Source organism: Stenotrophomonas maltophilia, assembly GCF_025642255.1.
In the GTDB taxonomy this organism is placed as follows: domain Bacteria; phylum Pseudomonadota; class Gammaproteobacteria; order Xanthomonadales; family Xanthomonadaceae; genus Stenotrophomonas; species Stenotrophomonas maltophilia_P.
Map to the genome: position 1 here is coordinate 526,357 of NZ_CP106759.1, position 13,982 is coordinate 540,338.

Consider the following 13,982-nt stretch of genomic DNA (forward strand, 5'->3'; position numbering starts at 1 on the left):
GCACTCACCGATCAGCCTCCCGCGCGGCCGTACTGGTCTTCGAAACGAACGATATCGTCCTCGCCCAGGTAGCTGCCCGACTGCACTTCGATCAACTCCAGCGGCAGCTTGCCCGGGTTCTTCAGGCGATGGGTGACGCCCAACGGGATGTACGTGCTCTGGTTTTCCGACAGCAGGATGACCTCGTCGCCCCGGGTCACCTCGGCCGTGCCGCTGACCACGATCCAGTGCTCGGCGCGGTGGTGATGCATCTGCAGGCTCAGGGTCGCGCCCGGCTTGACGGTGATGCGCTTGACCTGGAAGCGGTCGCCGTTGTCGATGGAATCGTAGGCGCCCCACGGACGGTACACCTTGCGGTGCGCGGCAGCTTCACTGCGGCCCTCGCGCTTGATCCGGCCGACAATCTCCTTGACGTCCTGCACGCGGTCCTTGTGGCCGACGAACACGGCGTCGTCGGTCTCCACGACCACCACGTCCTGCAGGCCGACCATCGCGATCAGGCGGTTGCCATAGGCATAGCTGTCCTTGCAGTCCAGGGCGATGACATCGCCATGGCAGGCGTTGCCGTCGGCATCCTTGTCGGACACTTCCCACAATGCCGACCACGAGCCGACGTCATTCCATTCCGCGTCGAGCGGCACCACGGCGGCATCGGCGGTCTTTTCCATCACCGCGTAGTCGATCGAGTCGTTCGGGCTGGCAGCGAAGGCCCCGGCGTCGAGGCGGATGAAGTCGTTGTCGCGTGCGGCCTTGTCGAGCGCATTGCGGCAGGCGGCGAGGATCGCCGGCTGCAGCGTCTCCAGTTCCTTCAGGTAGCGCGAGGCCTTGAACAGGAACATGCCGCTGTTCCAGAAGTACTCGCCGGATGCCACGTACTGTTCGGCGGTGGCCAGGTCGGGCTTCTCGACGAAGCGGTCGACGGCACGCACGCCTTCACCCGTGGCGGCCTTGATGTAGCCGTAGCCGGTCTCCGGCGCCGTCGGCACGATGCCGAAGGTGACCAGCTTGCCGGATTCGGCCGCGACGGCGGCCTGCTTGACCGCGGCATGGAACGCCGCCTCGTTGCGGACCACGTGGTCCGACGGCAGCACCAGCAGCAGCGCGTCATCGCCGGCCGACAGTGCCTGCAGCGCGGCGATGGCGATCGCCGGCGCGGTGTTGCGGCCGACCGGCTCGAGGATCAGCGCCTGCGGCAGCACCTTGCATTCGCGCAGCTGCTCGGCCGCCATGAAACGGTGTTCCTGGTTGGCGACCACGATCGGTGCCGCGCCGGCAATCGACGCAACGCGCTTCCAGGTCGCCTGCAGCATCGTGTCGTTGCCGACCAGCGGCAGGAACTGCTTCGGATACGCTTCGCGCGACAGCGGCCACAGACGCGTGCCAGAGCCGCCGGAAAGAATGACGGGAACGATGGGATTCATGGTGCGTCCTTCGGTTAATGGTTTGCCGGCGTGCCGCCGATCAGGGCGGTCAGCTCGGCGATGCGTTCGCGCAGCAGGGCGTCATCGCCACGGGTTTCGATGTTCAGGCGCAGCAGCGGCTCGGTGTTGGAGCTGCGCAGGTTGAAGCGCCAGTCGGCGAAATCCGCACTGACGCCATCGGTATGGTCCAGTACCGGCTGCTGTTGCTGGAAATGCGCCAGCACGCGCGCCACGGTCGCCTTGGCATCATCGACACGGAAGTTGATCTCGCCGCTGCACGGATAGGCCTTCATGCGATCGGCCACCAGCTCGCCCAGTGACTTGCCGGTCGTGGAAACCAGCTGCGCGATCAGCAGCCACGGGATCATGCCCGAGTCGCAGTAGGCGAACTCGCGGAAGTAATGGTGGGCGCTCATCTCGCCGCCGTAGATGGCATCTTCGGCACGCATGCGCTCCTTGATGAACGCATGCCCGGTCTTGCTCATGATCGGCACGCCGCCGGCCTGCTCGACCATTTCCACGGTGTTCCAGGTCAGGCGCGGGTCGTGGATGATCTTGCCGCCCGCCTGGCGGGCCAGCAGTGCCGTCGCCAGCAGCCCGACCAGGTAGTAGCCCTCGATGAAGTTGCCGTCGGCGTCGAAGAAGAAGCAGCGATCGAAATCGCCGTCCCAGGCGATGCCGAAATCGGCACCGTGCGCGCGCACGGCATCGCGCGTTGCCGCACGGTTCTCCGGCAGCAGCGGATTGGGGATGCCATTCGGGAAACTGCCATCGGCCTCGTGCTGGATGCGGATGAACTCGAACGGCAGGTGCGGCGCCAGTTCGTCGATCACCAGGCCAGCGCCACCGTTGCCGGGGTTGGTGACGATCTTCAGCGGCTTCAGGCCGGCCACGTCGACGTAGCCGAGCAGGTGCTGGATGTAGGCGGACTTGTCGGTGTCCTGGCGGACCTCGCCCTGGCCGGTTCCCAGCGGCGCCTCCGAGGCGGCGAAGTCGCGGATGTCGAACAGGCCGGTATCGCCGCTGATCGGCTTGGACTCCTCGCGCACCAGCTTCATCCCGTTGTAGTCCATCGGGTTGTGGCTGGCGGTGACCATGATGCCGCCGGCGGCCTTGCGGTGGAAGGTCTGGAAATAGACCTCCTCGGTACCGCACATGCCGATGTCGATGACATCGCGGCCGCTGGCGGTCAGGCCTTCGATGGCGGCCTGCAGGAGGGCAGGGCTGCTCAGGCGGATATCGTGTCCCACCACCACCGGTCCCGGGCCCAGCAACGCGGCAGTGCCGGCGCCGATGCGGCGGGCAAGGCGTTCATCCAGTTCATCCGGAACGCGGCCACGGATGTCATAGGCCTTGAAACACGGGAGCGTCATCAATGCAGTCCTTACACGGGTTGACCCCGGATTATAGCGACAGGCACTGCAAGGACGGGTGAGCCAGGCCAGCGTCCCTGCGGGCCCCAGAAGGAAGGGAATGCCGCGTAACCTGTTGATTACGCGGCACCCCGGGCGGGCGCTCAGCCCAGCGCGGCCTCGAGTTCAGGCAGGATCGTGAACAGATCCCCGACCAGGCCGATATCGGCAATCTCGAAGATCGGCGCATCGCCGTCCTTGTTGATCGCCACGATCGTGCCGGCATCCTTGATGCCGGTCAGGTGCTGGATCGCACCGCTGATGCCGACGGCCACGTACAGCTCCGGCGCGATGATCTTGCCGGTCTGGCCGACCTGCAGGTCGCTGGGCACGTAGCCGGCATCGACGGCGGCGCGCGAGGCGCCGACGGCGGCGCCGAGCTTGTCGGCCAGCTGGAAGACGATCTTGAAGTTCTCTTCCGAGCCGACACCACGGCCACCGGAGACCACGCGCTTGGCGCTCTGCAGGTCCGGACGGTCGCTGGCACCGGCGGCCAGGCCGACGAAACGGGTGTGGGTCGGCAGTGCCGCATCCACGCTGGCCGCTTCGATGGCAGCGCTGCCGCCCTGCGCGGCTTCCGGCCACGACGCGGCACGCACGGTGGCGACCACGACCTGGTCGGCCGGGGCTTCCACAGTGATGATGGCGTTGCCGGCGTAGATCGGGCGCTTGAAAGTGTGGCTGCCTTCCACGGCCATCAGGTCGGAGACCTGGTTGACACCCAGCAGGGCGGCCACGCACGGCATCAGGTCCTTGCCGAAGGTGGTGGACGGGCCGAACACGTGGCTGTAGCCCTTGGCCAGCTGTGCGATCTGCGGCGCCAGCACCTGGGCCAGGGCCTGTGCGTTGGCGGCGTTGGCCACGGTCAGGACCTTGGCGACGCCGGCGATCCTGGCGGCCTCGGCGGCGACGGCCGTCGGATCGGCGGCCAGCACCAGCACGTCGATGCTGGCACCGCTGATGGCAGCGGCGGCGCTGACGGTCTTGGCGGTGGCGGCGTTGAGCTTGCCGTCGTGGTGCTCGGCGATGACGAGAATCTTGCTCATTACAGCAACCCCTTCTGCTTGAGTGCGGCCACCAGTTCGGCCGCGTCCTTGACCATTACACCCTTGCTGCGCTTGGACGGCGCAGCGTACCGGGTGGTCTTGAAGGTGTCGGCGGCTTCAACGCCGAGGTCGGCCAGCTGCAGGGTTTCCAGCGGCTTGGCCTTGGCCTTCATGATGTCCGGCAGCTTGATGAAGCGCGGCTCGTTCAGGCGCAGGTCGGTGGTGACGACCGCCGGCAGATCCACTTCCAGTGTTTCCAGGCCGGCGTCGACCTCACGGGTCACCGTGGCCTTGCCATCGGCGATGTCCAGCTTGCTGGCGAAGGTCGCCTGCGGGCGGCCCCAGAGCGTGGCCAGCATCTGCCCGGTCTGGTTGGCATCATCGTCGATGGCCTGCTTGCCGAGGATCACCAGGTCCGGCTGCTCCTTCTCGACCAGCTTGAGCAGGGTGCGCGCGGCGGTCAGCGGCTGGATGGCCTGGTCGGTGACCACGTGCACGGCACGGTTGGCGCCCATGGCCAGGCCGTTGCGCAGATGCGCCTGGGCGTCGGCCGGGGCGATGGTGGCCACCACCACCTCCGTGGCGATGCCCTTGTCGCGCAGGCGCAGGGCTTCTTCCAGGGCGATTTCATCGAAAGGATTGGGAGACAGCTTGACGCCATCGGTGACCACGCCGGAACCGTCCGGCTTGACCTGAATGCGGACGTTGTAGTCCACCACGCGCTTGTATGCGACGAGGATTTTCATCTGGTACGGGGTCCTTCAGTAACAGGGAGAACGTCCGGTCCTGACAGCAACCGGTTCGGGGGTGGGATCCCGATTCTAGCTGGCTTGGGGCAACCATGCGAATGCGTATGGTTGTGCTGCGGCGCGGAAACGATGCTGCGCCGATGCGGGGTGCCGTTCACCTGCGGCACGCAGTCCGGCAGGAAGCCCGATGTATGCTGTGGGGCTTCGCAGGCTGCCGTCGGGCGCCGCGGTTGAATCAACAACACAGGAGATCAGGTAGTGCCTACATGGATTGTCACCGGCGGCGCCGGGTTCATTGGCGGCAATTTCGTCCTCGAGGCTGTGGCCCGTGGCGTCAAGGTCGTCAACCTCGATGCACTGACCTATGCCGGCAACCTGCAGACGCTGTCCAGCCTGGAAGGCAACCCGGACCACGTGTTCGTGCACGGCGACATCGGTGACCGTGAGCGGGTCGCCCGCCTGCTCGCCGAGCATCAGCCCGACGCGGTGCTGAACTTCGCGGCCGAGAGCCACGTTGATCGCTCCATCGATGGCCCCGGCGCCTTCATCCAGACCAATGTGGTGGGGACCCTGGGCCTGCTCGAAGCGGTGCGCGACTACTGGAAGGCGTTGCCGGCCGAGCGCGGCGCAGCGTTCCGCTTCCTGCATGTGTCCACCGACGAGGTGTACGGCACGCTGGGCGAGACCGGCGCGTTCAGCGAGACCACCCCGTACGCGCCGAACTCGCCGTACTCGGCGTCCAAGGCCGCGTCCGATCACCTGGTGCGTGCGTTCCACCACACCTACGGGCTGCCGGTGCTGACCACCAACTGCTCCAACAACTACGGCCCCTACCACTTCCCGGAAAAGCTCATTCCGCTGGTGATCGCCAAGGCGCTGGCCGGCGAACCGCTGCCGGTCTACGGCGACGGCAGGCAGGTGCGTGACTGGCTGTTCGTGTCAGATCACTGCGAGGCGATCCGCACCGTGCTGGCCAAGGGCCGGGTGGGCGAGACCTACAATGTGGGCGGCAATTCGGAACGGCAGAACATCGAGGTGGTGCATGCGATCTGCGCCCTGCTGGACCAGCGCCGTCCGCGCGCTGACGGCCAGCCGCGCAGCAGCCAGATCACCCATGTGGCCGATCGCCCCGGCCATGATCGCCGTTACGCGATCGATGCCAGCAAGCTGAAGAACGACCTCGGCTGGCAGCCGGCCTACACCTTCGAACAGGGCATCGCCTTCACCGTCGACTGGTACCTGGAAAACCAGGAATGGGTCAACGGCGTGCTCGATGGCAGCTACCGCCTGCAGCGCATCGGCACCGCCGTCTAATTCGGGAGACATCATGACCCAACGCAAAGGCATCATCCTCGCCGGCGGATCCGGCACCCGGCTGTATCCGATCACCAAGGGCGTCAGCAAGCAGCTGTTGCCCGTGTACGACAAGCCGATGATCTACTACCCGCTCAGCGTGCTGATGCTGGCCGGCATCCGGGAAGTGCTGATCATCAACACCCCGCATGAGCAGGCCCTGTTCCAGCAGCTGCTGGGTGATGGCTCGCAATGGGGCATGGACATCCAGTACGCCGTGCAGCCCAGTCCGGATGGGCTGGCGCAGGCGTATCTGATCGGCCGCGAGTTCGTCGCCGGCAAGCCCAGCTGCCTGGTCCTCGGCGACAACATCTTCCATGGCCACGGCCTGCGCGACGTGCTCCGGCGGGCCGACGCCCGCACCGATGGCGCGACTGTGTTCGGCTACTGGGTCAACGATCCCGAGCGTTACGGCGTGGCCGAATTCGACAAGGACGGCCGGGTTGTCGGCCTGGTCGAAAAGCCAGAGAACCCGCGTTCCAACTACGCGGTCACCGGCCTGTATTTCTATGATGGCAACGCCAGCGATTATGCGGCCGAGCTGAGGCCTTCGCCGCGCGGCGAGCTGGAAATCACCGATCTCAACCAGCGCTATCTTGGTGCGGGCAGCCTGCATCTGGAGGCGCTGGGGCGTGGCTATGCATGGCTGGATACCGGCACTCACCAGTCGCTGCTGGAAGCGTCCAACTTCATCGAGACCATCCAGACGCGCCAGGGCCTGCAGGTCTGCTGTCCGGAAGAAGTGGCGTTCGGGCAGGGCTGGATCAATGCCGAGCAGCTGGAAGCGCTGGCCGCTCCGTTGATCAAGAATGGCTACGGCCAGTACCTGCACACACTTGCATTGCGTGGAGTGGTTCCGTGAAAGTGATTGAAACCCGGTTGCCGGGATGCGTGGTGATTGAACCGGCGGTGTTCGGTGACGAGCGCGGCTTCTTCTTCGAGGGCTGGAATGCGGCGCGATTCGGCCAGCTGGGCCTGCCCGACCGCTTCGTGCAGAGCAATGTCTCCTCATCGAGCAAGGGCGTGCTGCGCGGCCTGCATTACCAGTGGCCGCGACCGCAGGGCAAGCTGGTGAGCGTGCTGGAAGGCGAGGTGTACGACGTGGCCGTCGATATCCGCCGCGGATCGCCCACCTTCGGCCAATGGGAAGCGGTGGTGCTGAGCGCGCAGAACAAGCGCCAGTTCTGGATTCCGGAAGGCTTCGCGCACGGATTTGCCGTGCTGTCCGACACCGCGCTGTTCCACTACCTGTGTACCGATGTGTACGTGAAGGAAGCCGATGCTGGAGTGCGCTGGAACGACGCGGACATCGCAGTGGACTGGCCGGTGGGCGCACCGACGCTCTCGCCCAAGGACGAACATGCGCCGTTCCTGAAGGACATCGCCGAGGAACGTCTGCCGGTCTTCGCGCCATGACGGTTCTCGTGCTGGGTGGCAACGGCCAGGTCGGCCAGGAGCTGCTGCGCGCGCTGGCGCCGTTGGGGCCGGTGGTCGCCACCACCCGCAGTGGCCGGCTGCCTGATGGCAGCCCCTGCGAGACGGCGGACTTCGGCCAGCCCGCGAGCCTGCCGGCGCTGCTGGATCGCGTGCAGCCATCGGTGGTGGTCAATGCGGCGGCCTATACCGCCGTGGATCGCGCCGAGCAGGACATCGAGGCCGCCTTCGCCGCCAATGCGCAGGCCCCGGGCGTGATCGCGCGCTGGTGCCAGGCGCAGAGCGTGCCGTTCGTGCATTACTCCACCGACTACGTGTTCGACGGCGAAGGTTCCGCGCCCTATCGCGAGGACGAGCCGACCGCGCCGCTGGGTGTGTATGGCACCAGCAAGCGCGATGGCGAAGACGCCGTGCGCGCTGCCGGTGGCCGCCACCTGATCTTCCGTACCGCATGGGTGTATGCCGAGCACGGCGCGAACTTCCTGCGCACGATGCTGCGCCTCGGCGCAGAGCGCGACCATCTGCGTGTGGTGGCCGACCAGATCGGCACGCCGACGCCGGCTGCGCTGATCGCCGATGTCACCGCGCTCGCGCTGCAGCATCCTGCCGCGCTCTCCGGCACCTGGCACCTCACCGCCAGTGGCCAGAGCAGCTGGCACGGCTTCGCTGAAGCGATCTTCGCCGAAGCGCTGGCAACCGGTGTCCTGCACAGGGTGCCGGTGGTTGAAGCGATTCCGGGTGCCGAGTATCCGACCCCGGCGCGGCGGCCGGCCTGGTCGGTGCTGGACAACAGGGCCCTGCAGCAGGCGCTGGGCATCGTGCTGCCGCCGTGGCAGGACGGCCTGAAGCAGGTCATGGCCGCGATCGCGCGCGGCTGAGGGCACGCCGCAATTGCTGCGGCGCATCCCAGCCGGATGCGGGTGTGCCGCTAGAATGCGGGCATCCTTACCGTGTGGGACAGCAAAGCGATGGACAAGTCCAATACCGGCGGCAAGCGCAGCAAGCGCTATGCCAGCGCGGCCCAGGCGCTGGAGGGCGTGGTCGCCGATGGCCAGACACTGGCCGTCGGCGGCTTCGGCCTGTGTGGCATACCCGAGGCACTGATCGCAGCCTTGCGCGACAGTGGAGTCAAGGGCCTGACCGTGATCTCCAACAACGCCGGTGTCGATGGCTTCGGCCTGGGCCAGCTGCTGGAAACACGCCAGATCAGCAGGATGATTTCCTCGTACGTGGGCGAGAACAAGGAGTTCGAGCGCCAGTTCCTGGCCGGTGAGCTGGAGCTGGAATTCAATCCACAGGGCACCCTGGCCGAGCGCCTGCGTGCCGGCGGCGCCGGAATTCCTGCCTTCTTCACTGCCACCGGCTACGGCACGGTGGTGGCCGAAGGCAAGGAGACCCGCGAATTCGACGGCAGGCACTATGTGCTGGAAACCGCGCTGCGTGCCGACGTTGCCCTGGTGAAGGCGTGGAAGGCCGACGAAGCCGGCAACCTGGTGTTCCGCAAGACCGCGCGCAATTTCAATCCTGCCTGCGCGATGGCCGGCAAGGTGTGCATCGCCGAAGTGGAAGAGGTGGTGCCGGTCGGTGCGATCGATCCGGACCAGGTGCATCTGCCGGGGATCTATGTGCATCGCATCGTGCACAACGCGCATCCTGAAAAGCGAATCGAGCAGCGCACCGTGCGTGCGGAGGGCAACTGACATGGCGTGGACCCGCGATGAGATGGCGGCCCGCGCCGCCCGTGAACTGACCGACGGTGCCTATGTGAATCTGGGCATCGGCCTGCCGACCCTGGTCGCCAACCACATTCCCGAAGGCGTGGACGTGTGGCTGCAATCCGAGAACGGCCTGCTTGGCATCGGCCCGTTCCCGACCGAAGCCGAGGTCGATGCCGACCTGATCAACGCCGGCAAGCAGACCGTGACCGCGCGCGCCGGTGCCAGCTACTTCGGCAGCCATGACAGTTTCGCCATGATCCGTGGCGGCCACATCAACCTGGCCATTCTTGGCGCGATGCAGGTGACCGACAAGGGCGATCTGGCGAACTGGATGGTGCCCGGCAAGATGGTCAAGGGCATGGGCGGCGCGATGGACCTGGTGGCCGGCGTGCAGCGCGTGGTGGTGCTGATGGAGCACACCGCGAAGAACGGCGAGCACAAGGTGCTGGCCGAATGTACGCTGCCGTTGACCGGCGTGGGCGTGGTCGACCGCATCATCACCGATCTGGCTGTGTTCGACGTGACCGATGCCGGTCTGGTGCTGGTGGAGACCGCGCCGGGGGTTGACGAGGACGAACTGAAGGAAAAGACCGGCGTGCCGTTCCGGCGTGCCTGAGTCCGGCGGGGCGGCCTCGTGCCGCCCCGACACTGCCTGGCGATCCCGATGCTGTTTCCACACGAGCTGCCCGATGCCGACGTCCGTCATGTTCCGGGCTGGCTGCTGCCGGATCGGGCGGATGCGCTGCAGCGGACACTGGGCGAACAGGTGGCCTGGGATGTGCACCGCATCCGGATGTTCGGTCACTGGGTGGATTCGCCGCGGCTGAGCAGTTGGATCGGCGATCCGCAGGCACGCTACCGGTATTCCGGCGCCGAGTTCGTCCCGCGGCCCTGGCTGCCGGCATTGCAGGCGCTGCGCGTGCGATTGCAGGAAGAGGGTATCGGCCGGTTCAACAGCGTGCTGCTCAATCGATACCGCGATGGTGGCGATTACATGGGCTGGCACAGCGACGACGAACCCGAACTGGGACCGGCGCCGGTGATCGCTTCACTGAGCCTGGGTGCGGCGCGGCGTTTCCTGCTGCGACGACGCGACGAGCCGGCACGCAAGGCGGAGTTCCTGCTGGGCCATGGCGATCTGCTGTTGATGGCCGGCAGCACCCAGCGCTTCTATCAGCACGCGTTGCCGAAGATGGCGCGGGCCCAGGGCGAGCGGATCAACCTGACATTCCGTTGGATCACGCCGCGCTGAGCGGGGGATCAGCGCGGTGCTGCGGCACTGTCGTTCTGCCCACTGACCAGCGTCCAGCCGACCACGTCCTGCGCGATCTGCTGCAGGCCACGTTCGAACGCCGCCGCAACCGCCGGCACATCGGTACTGCCAACGGGCTGCGCCTGACGGAAGGTGCGATCAGCGACCACGCGCTGGTCGGCCACGTGGATCAGCTTGGCATTGAGTTCGATCACCACCGTCGGCGTGGTCTGGCCCTGGTAGTCCGACTCGAAACGACGGATGTCCGTGGACAGCTTGTAATCGGCGCGGATACCGGCGGCGGTGCGGGCCACGCCGTTGATGCGGCCGGAGTCCTCGAAACCGCGCAGCAGCGTGTCCTCGATCATGTCGGTGGCCGGCTGGGCCCAGCTGGCGCCCCTGTAGATCTCCAGCTCCGATGGCGTGGGACGCACGTTGATGCGCGGGCTGTCGACCATGCGCGCCGCGCTGGGCTTGGCCAGCACCAGCTGCCAGGCGACCTGGGGCCAGCTGGGATCCACCTTCACCTGCACGGCAGGCGAGTACAGGGTGACGGGATTCTTGTCGCCGCTGCCGAGGATCGAGCAGCCCGAAAGCAGCGCCAGGGCCAGGCCTGGCAGCAGCAGGCGTGGGAAGAGGGTCGGGCTCATTTGGGTTCGAACTCCTTCGGGGCATCGCGGCCGAGCAGATAGCGCGCGGGGTTGTTCTCGAGGCGGTCGCTGACCCGGCGCAGGTCGCGGATCAGGCCACGCAGTTCGGTCAGGGTCGGGCCCAGCTGGCCGAGCCCGTCATTGGCGAAGCTGTTGATCGCGGCGCGGTTCTCGCCAAGGATCGAATCGGCATTGCCGGCAGCCGAATCGAGCTTGACCAGGGTAGCGTCGAGCTTGTCGATGATGCCCGGCAGCTGCTGCACCAGGTTCCTGTCGAGGCGCTCGATGGTGCCGTTGGTGGTCTTCAGCGTGGTGTCCAGGCTGCGTGCGGCATCGCGCGCGCTGAGCAGCAGCGCCTGTGTGCCCTGGTCACGGTCGGCCAGTCCGCCGCTGATGGTTTCCAGGTTGGCCAGGGTCGCGTTGATCGACGCCACGTTGCGATCGCTGAGGATCTGGTCCATGCGCTCGACGATGCGGTTGGCCACATCGGTGATGTTCTGCAGTGCCGAAGGCGTGGTCGGGATGATCGGCGCCGGGTCCTTGTTGACCGTGGTCAGTGCCGGCGACTGCGGCGTGCCGCCGCTGAGCTGGATGATCGACGGACCGGTCAGGCTGGTGATCGCCAGCTTGGCACGGGTATCGGTCTTCACCGGCGTGGTGGAGTTCAGGCGGATGCGCGCCACCACCTGGCGCGGATCGTCCGGTACCAGGTTCAGCTCGATGATCGAGCCGACCGCGATGCCGTTGTACTGCACCGGGCTGCCGACCGACAGGCCGGTCACCGCCTCGCGGAACACCACGCGGTATTCCTGCCAGGTGCGGTCGGATGAGTACTTGGCCGCCCACAGGCCGAAGGCCAGCAGGGCCAGGCCGGTGATCAGGGTGAACGCGCCGATCAGCACGTAGTTGGCTTTGGTTTCCATGGCTCAGGCACTCTCGATCTGTTCGCCACGCGCGGCACGCGCACGTGGTCCGTGGAAGTATTCCTGGATCCACGGATGATCCAGTTTCTCGATTTCCGCAAGCGGTGCGTTGGCGATCACCTTGTGGTCGGCCAGCACGGCGACGCGGTCGCAGATGGCGTACAGCGTGTCCAGGTCATGAGTGATCAGGAACACGGTCAGGCCCAGCGCTTCCTGCAGGGTCTTGATCAGCCGGTCGAAGGCCGCCGCGCCGATCGGGTCCAGGCCGGCGGTCGGTTCGTCCAGGAACAGCAGCGGCGGGTCCAGTGCCAGCGCGCGGGCCAGGCCGGCACGCTTGCGCATGCCGCCGGACAGCTGCGAGGGCAGCTTGTTGATCGCATCGGCGGGCAGGCCGGCCAGCTTCACCTTCAGCAGTGCCAGCTCGTAGTGCCAGCGTTCGGGAAGGTCGCGATGATGCTCCTTCAGCGGAACCTGCACGTTCTCGCCGACGGTCAGCGAGGAGAACAGCGCGCCATCCTGGAACAGCACGCCGGTGTTGCGCTCGATATGCAGCCGGCTTTCGGCATCGTCGGCACGCGCATCGCGGCCGAGCACTTCGATCTGTCCTTCATCCGGCACGCGCAGGCCCAGGATCGAGCGCATCAGCACGGACTTGCCGGTGCCCGAGCCGCCGACGACGCCGAGGATCTCGCCGCGCCGCACGTCCAGGTCGAGGTCCTCATGGACGGTCTGGCTGCCGAAGCGGTTGACCAGCCCACGCACGCGGATGGCCAGGTCATGGCCATCGTCATCACGCATCTCGAAGGTGCCGGAACCGGAGGTCGTGTTCATGTCACCAGTCCATATGCATGAACCACAACGCCGCAAAGGCGTCGATGATGATCACCAGCGAGATGGTCTGCACCACGCTGGATGTGGTGCGCTCGCCGACCGACTGCGCGGTGCCGGTGACCTTCAGGCCCTCCAGGCAGCCGATCAGGCCGATCACCACCGCGAAGACGGGCGCCTTGGACAGGCCGACCAGCATGTGCCGCACCTCCATCGTGTCGTGCATCCGCGCGATGTACATCTGCGGCGGAATGTCCAGATCGAACGCGCCGACCGTGATGCCGCCGGCCAGGCCGGCAATCATCGCGATGAAGGTCAGCAGCGGCAGGGTCACCAGCAGCGCGAACAGGCGCGGCAGTACCAGAAGGTCGATCGGGTCCAGGCCCAGCGTGCGCATCGCATCGATCTCCTCGCGGGCCTTCATCGCGCCGATCTGCGCGGTGAACGCGCTTGCCGTGCGGCCGGCCAGCACGATCGCGGTCAGCAGCACGGCGAACTCGCGCAGGAAGGCGATGTTGACCAGCTCGACCACGTAGATCTCCGCGCCGAAGTCGCGCAGGATGGTCGAGCCAAGGAACGCGATCACCGCACCGACCAGGTAGGACAGCAGCGCCACCAGCGGTACGGCGTCCAGGCCCACCTGTTCCATCTGGTGCACGGTGGCGGTGAGGCGGAAGCGCCGCGGCTGCTTGACCAGGCGAGCGGTCTTGACCATCGCCTCGCCGAGGAAGCTGGCCAGGGCCACGATGTTGTGGCCGGTGCCATGCATGCTGACGCCCAGCCGTTCCAGCGCGGCCAGCACGCCGAAGTCGCGCTTGGGCTTGGGCCGGTCGTCGGCCACTTCCTCGATGGTGCACACCAGTGCCTGGTGATCCGGCCGGAACTGCAGCGCATCCTCACCGAGGTCGGCGCGATGGGCCACGCGCAACAGCTGCAGTACGCCGGCCGAATCGAGCTGCTCGATGCCCGTGGCGTCAATGCCGGTCAGTTTGTCGGGAACGGCGCGCAGCACCTCGGCCGCGGCCAGCGCGGTCTTCAAGGTCCAGTGGCCGGACAGGCGGATCAGCCCGGGGTCGTGGGCGTCCTGTTCGAGCTGGGGGGCGAGGTTCTGGGTCACGTGGGCCATTCGGGTCGCAGCATAACCGTTCTGTATTGTGCTTCGCGTTGAACCAGGATGAATTCCTCCGGCGGGGCCC

General features: G+C 66.6%; 15 protein-coding genes. 7 read left to right on the plus strand and 8 right to left on the minus strand.

Features of this window, described 5'->3' with window-relative positions:
* Positions 1–11: 11 nt before the first annotated feature.
* The 4 genes from N8888_RS02400 to N8888_RS02415 form a co-directional block, all read right to left on the minus strand.
* On the minus strand, positions 12–1,421 hold the full coding sequence (locus N8888_RS02400; RefSeq protein ID WP_263177245.1) for a mannose-1-phosphate guanylyltransferase/mannose-6-phosphate isomerase: 1,410 nt from the start codon (positions 1,419–1,421) through the stop codon (positions 12–14).
* 14 nt (positions 1,422–1,435) lie between these two features.
* Positions 1,436–2,794 carry a phosphohexomutase domain-containing protein gene (locus N8888_RS02405; RefSeq protein WP_053516973.1) on the minus strand — a complete coding sequence of 453 codons (1,359 nt, stop codon included), beginning with the start codon at positions 2,792–2,794 and terminating at the stop codon, positions 1,436–1,438.
* Positions 2,795–2,937: 143 nt separating this feature from the next.
* Positions 2,938–3,879: an electron transfer flavoprotein subunit alpha/FixB family protein gene (locus tag N8888_RS02410; RefSeq protein ID WP_263177248.1), complete on the minus strand. Its 942-nt coding sequence runs from the start codon at positions 3,877–3,879 to the stop codon at positions 2,938–2,940.
* Positions 3,879–4,625 (minus strand): electron transfer flavoprotein subunit beta/FixA family protein, encoded by a 747-nt coding sequence (locus tag N8888_RS02415; protein ID WP_053516970.1) that lies wholly within the window; start codon positions 4,623–4,625, stop codon positions 3,879–3,881. Before N8888_RS02415 ends, N8888_RS02410 begins: the two co-directional genes overlap by 1 nt.
* A 261-nt stretch (positions 4,626–4,886) precedes the next feature.
* On the opposite strand from N8888_RS02415, the gene rfbB reads away from it, so the two are divergent.
* The 7 genes from rfbB (at position 4,887) to N8888_RS02450 (ending at position 10,385) form a co-directional block, all read left to right on the plus strand.
* Complete coding sequence (rfbB, locus tag N8888_RS02420) at positions 4,887–5,942, plus strand: dTDP-glucose 4,6-dehydratase (protein ID WP_263177250.1); 1,056 nt, start codon at positions 4,887–4,889, stop codon at positions 5,940–5,942.
* 13 nt (positions 5,943–5,955) lie between these two features.
* Positions 5,956–6,843, plus strand: a complete 888-nt coding sequence (rfbA, locus tag N8888_RS02425; protein WP_111186684.1) for a glucose-1-phosphate thymidylyltransferase RfbA — start codon at positions 5,956–5,958, stop codon at positions 6,841–6,843.
* Positions 6,840–7,397 carry a dTDP-4-dehydrorhamnose 3,5-epimerase gene (gene rfbC / locus N8888_RS02430; protein ID WP_053516966.1) on the plus strand — a complete coding sequence of 186 codons (558 nt, stop codon included), beginning with the start codon at positions 6,840–6,842 and terminating at the stop codon, positions 7,395–7,397. Before rfbA ends, rfbC begins: the two co-directional genes overlap by 4 nt.
* A complete protein-coding gene (gene rfbD / locus N8888_RS02435; RefSeq protein WP_111186683.1) occupies positions 7,394–8,293 on the plus strand; it encodes a dTDP-4-dehydrorhamnose reductase in 900 nt (299 codons plus the stop codon). Before rfbC ends, rfbD begins: the two co-directional genes overlap by 4 nt.
* Positions 8,294–8,383: 90 nt before the next feature.
* Positions 8,384–9,115: a CoA transferase subunit A gene (locus tag N8888_RS02440; protein WP_053516964.1), complete on the plus strand. Its 732-nt coding sequence runs from the start codon at positions 8,384–8,386 to the stop codon at positions 9,113–9,115.
* A 1-nt stretch (position 9,116) separates the two neighbouring features.
* Complete coding sequence (locus N8888_RS02445) at positions 9,117–9,749, plus strand: CoA transferase subunit B (protein WP_065175345.1); 633 nt, start codon at positions 9,117–9,119, stop codon at positions 9,747–9,749.
* A gap of 48 nt (positions 9,750–9,797) precedes the next feature.
* Positions 9,798–10,385 carry an alpha-ketoglutarate-dependent dioxygenase AlkB family protein gene (locus N8888_RS02450; RefSeq protein ID WP_053516962.1) on the plus strand — a complete coding sequence of 196 codons (588 nt, stop codon included), beginning with the start codon at positions 9,798–9,800 and terminating at the stop codon, positions 10,383–10,385.
* An 8-nt stretch (positions 10,386–10,393) separates the two neighbouring features.
* On the opposite strand, the gene N8888_RS02455 is transcribed toward N8888_RS02450, so the two are convergent.
* The 4 genes from N8888_RS02455 to N8888_RS02470 are packed head-to-tail and all read right to left on the minus strand — an operon-like array spanning position 10,394 to position 13,912.
* On the minus strand, positions 10,394–11,035 hold the full coding sequence (locus tag N8888_RS02455; RefSeq protein ID WP_053516961.1) for an ABC-type transport auxiliary lipoprotein family protein: 642 nt from the start codon (positions 11,033–11,035) through the stop codon (positions 10,394–10,396).
* The gene (locus tag N8888_RS02460; RefSeq protein WP_053516959.1) at positions 11,032–11,958 is read right to left on the minus strand and encodes an MlaD family protein; all 927 of its coding nucleotides are present in this window, start codon (positions 11,956–11,958) and stop codon (positions 11,032–11,034) included. Before N8888_RS02460 ends, N8888_RS02455 begins: the two co-directional genes overlap by 4 nt.
* Before the next feature lie 3 nt (positions 11,959–11,961).
* Complete coding sequence (locus N8888_RS02465) at positions 11,962–12,789, minus strand: ABC transporter ATP-binding protein (protein WP_053516958.1); 828 nt, start codon at positions 12,787–12,789, stop codon at positions 11,962–11,964.
* 1 nt (position 12,790) lies between these two features.
* Positions 12,791–13,912, minus strand: coding sequence for an ABC transporter permease (locus tag N8888_RS02470; protein ID WP_053516957.1), 1,122 nt, complete (start codon positions 13,910–13,912; stop codon positions 12,791–12,793).
* Between the last annotated feature and the right edge of the window lie 70 nt (positions 13,913–13,982).

Coding starts and splice junctions, on each gene's coding strand:
- rfbA (WP_111186684.1), top strand. CDS start 5,956: ATGACCCAACGCAAAGGCATCATCCTCGCCGGCGGATCCGGCACCCGG.
- N8888_RS02440 (WP_053516964.1), top strand. CDS start 8,384: ATGGACAAGTCCAATACCGGCGGCAAGCGCAGCAAGCGCTATGCCAGC.
- N8888_RS02460 (WP_053516959.1), bottom strand. CDS start 11,958: ATGGAAACCAAAGCCAACTACGTGCTGATCGGCGCGTTCACCCTGATC.
- N8888_RS02410 (WP_263177248.1), bottom strand. CDS start 3,879: ATGAGCAAGATTCTCGTCATCGCCGAGCACCACGACGGCAAGCTCAAC.
- N8888_RS02455 (WP_053516961.1), bottom strand. CDS start 11,035: ATGAGCCCGACCCTCTTCCCACGCCTGCTGCTGCCAGGCCTGGCCCTG.
- N8888_RS02405 (WP_053516973.1), bottom strand. CDS start 2,794: ATGACGCTCCCGTGTTTCAAGGCCTATGACATCCGTGGCCGCGTTCCG.
- N8888_RS02400 (WP_263177245.1), bottom strand. CDS start 1,421: ATGAATCCCATCGTTCCCGTCATTCTTTCCGGCGGCTCTGGCACGCGT.
- rfbD (WP_111186683.1), top strand. CDS start 7,394: ATGACGGTTCTCGTGCTGGGTGGCAACGGCCAGGTCGGCCAGGAGCTG.
- N8888_RS02445 (WP_065175345.1), top strand. CDS start 9,117: ATGGCGTGGACCCGCGATGAGATGGCGGCCCGCGCCGCCCGTGAACTG.
- N8888_RS02465 (WP_053516958.1), bottom strand. CDS start 12,789: ATGAACACGACCTCCGGTTCCGGCACCTTCGAGATGCGTGATGACGAT.
- N8888_RS02470 (WP_053516957.1), bottom strand. CDS start 13,912: ATGGCCCACGTGACCCAGAACCTCGCCCCCCAGCTCGAACAGGACGCC.
- N8888_RS02450 (WP_053516962.1), top strand. CDS start 9,798: ATGCTGTTTCCACACGAGCTGCCCGATGCCGACGTCCGTCATGTTCCG.
- N8888_RS02415 (WP_053516970.1), bottom strand. CDS start 4,625: ATGAAAATCCTCGTCGCATACAAGCGCGTGGTGGACTACAACGTCCGC.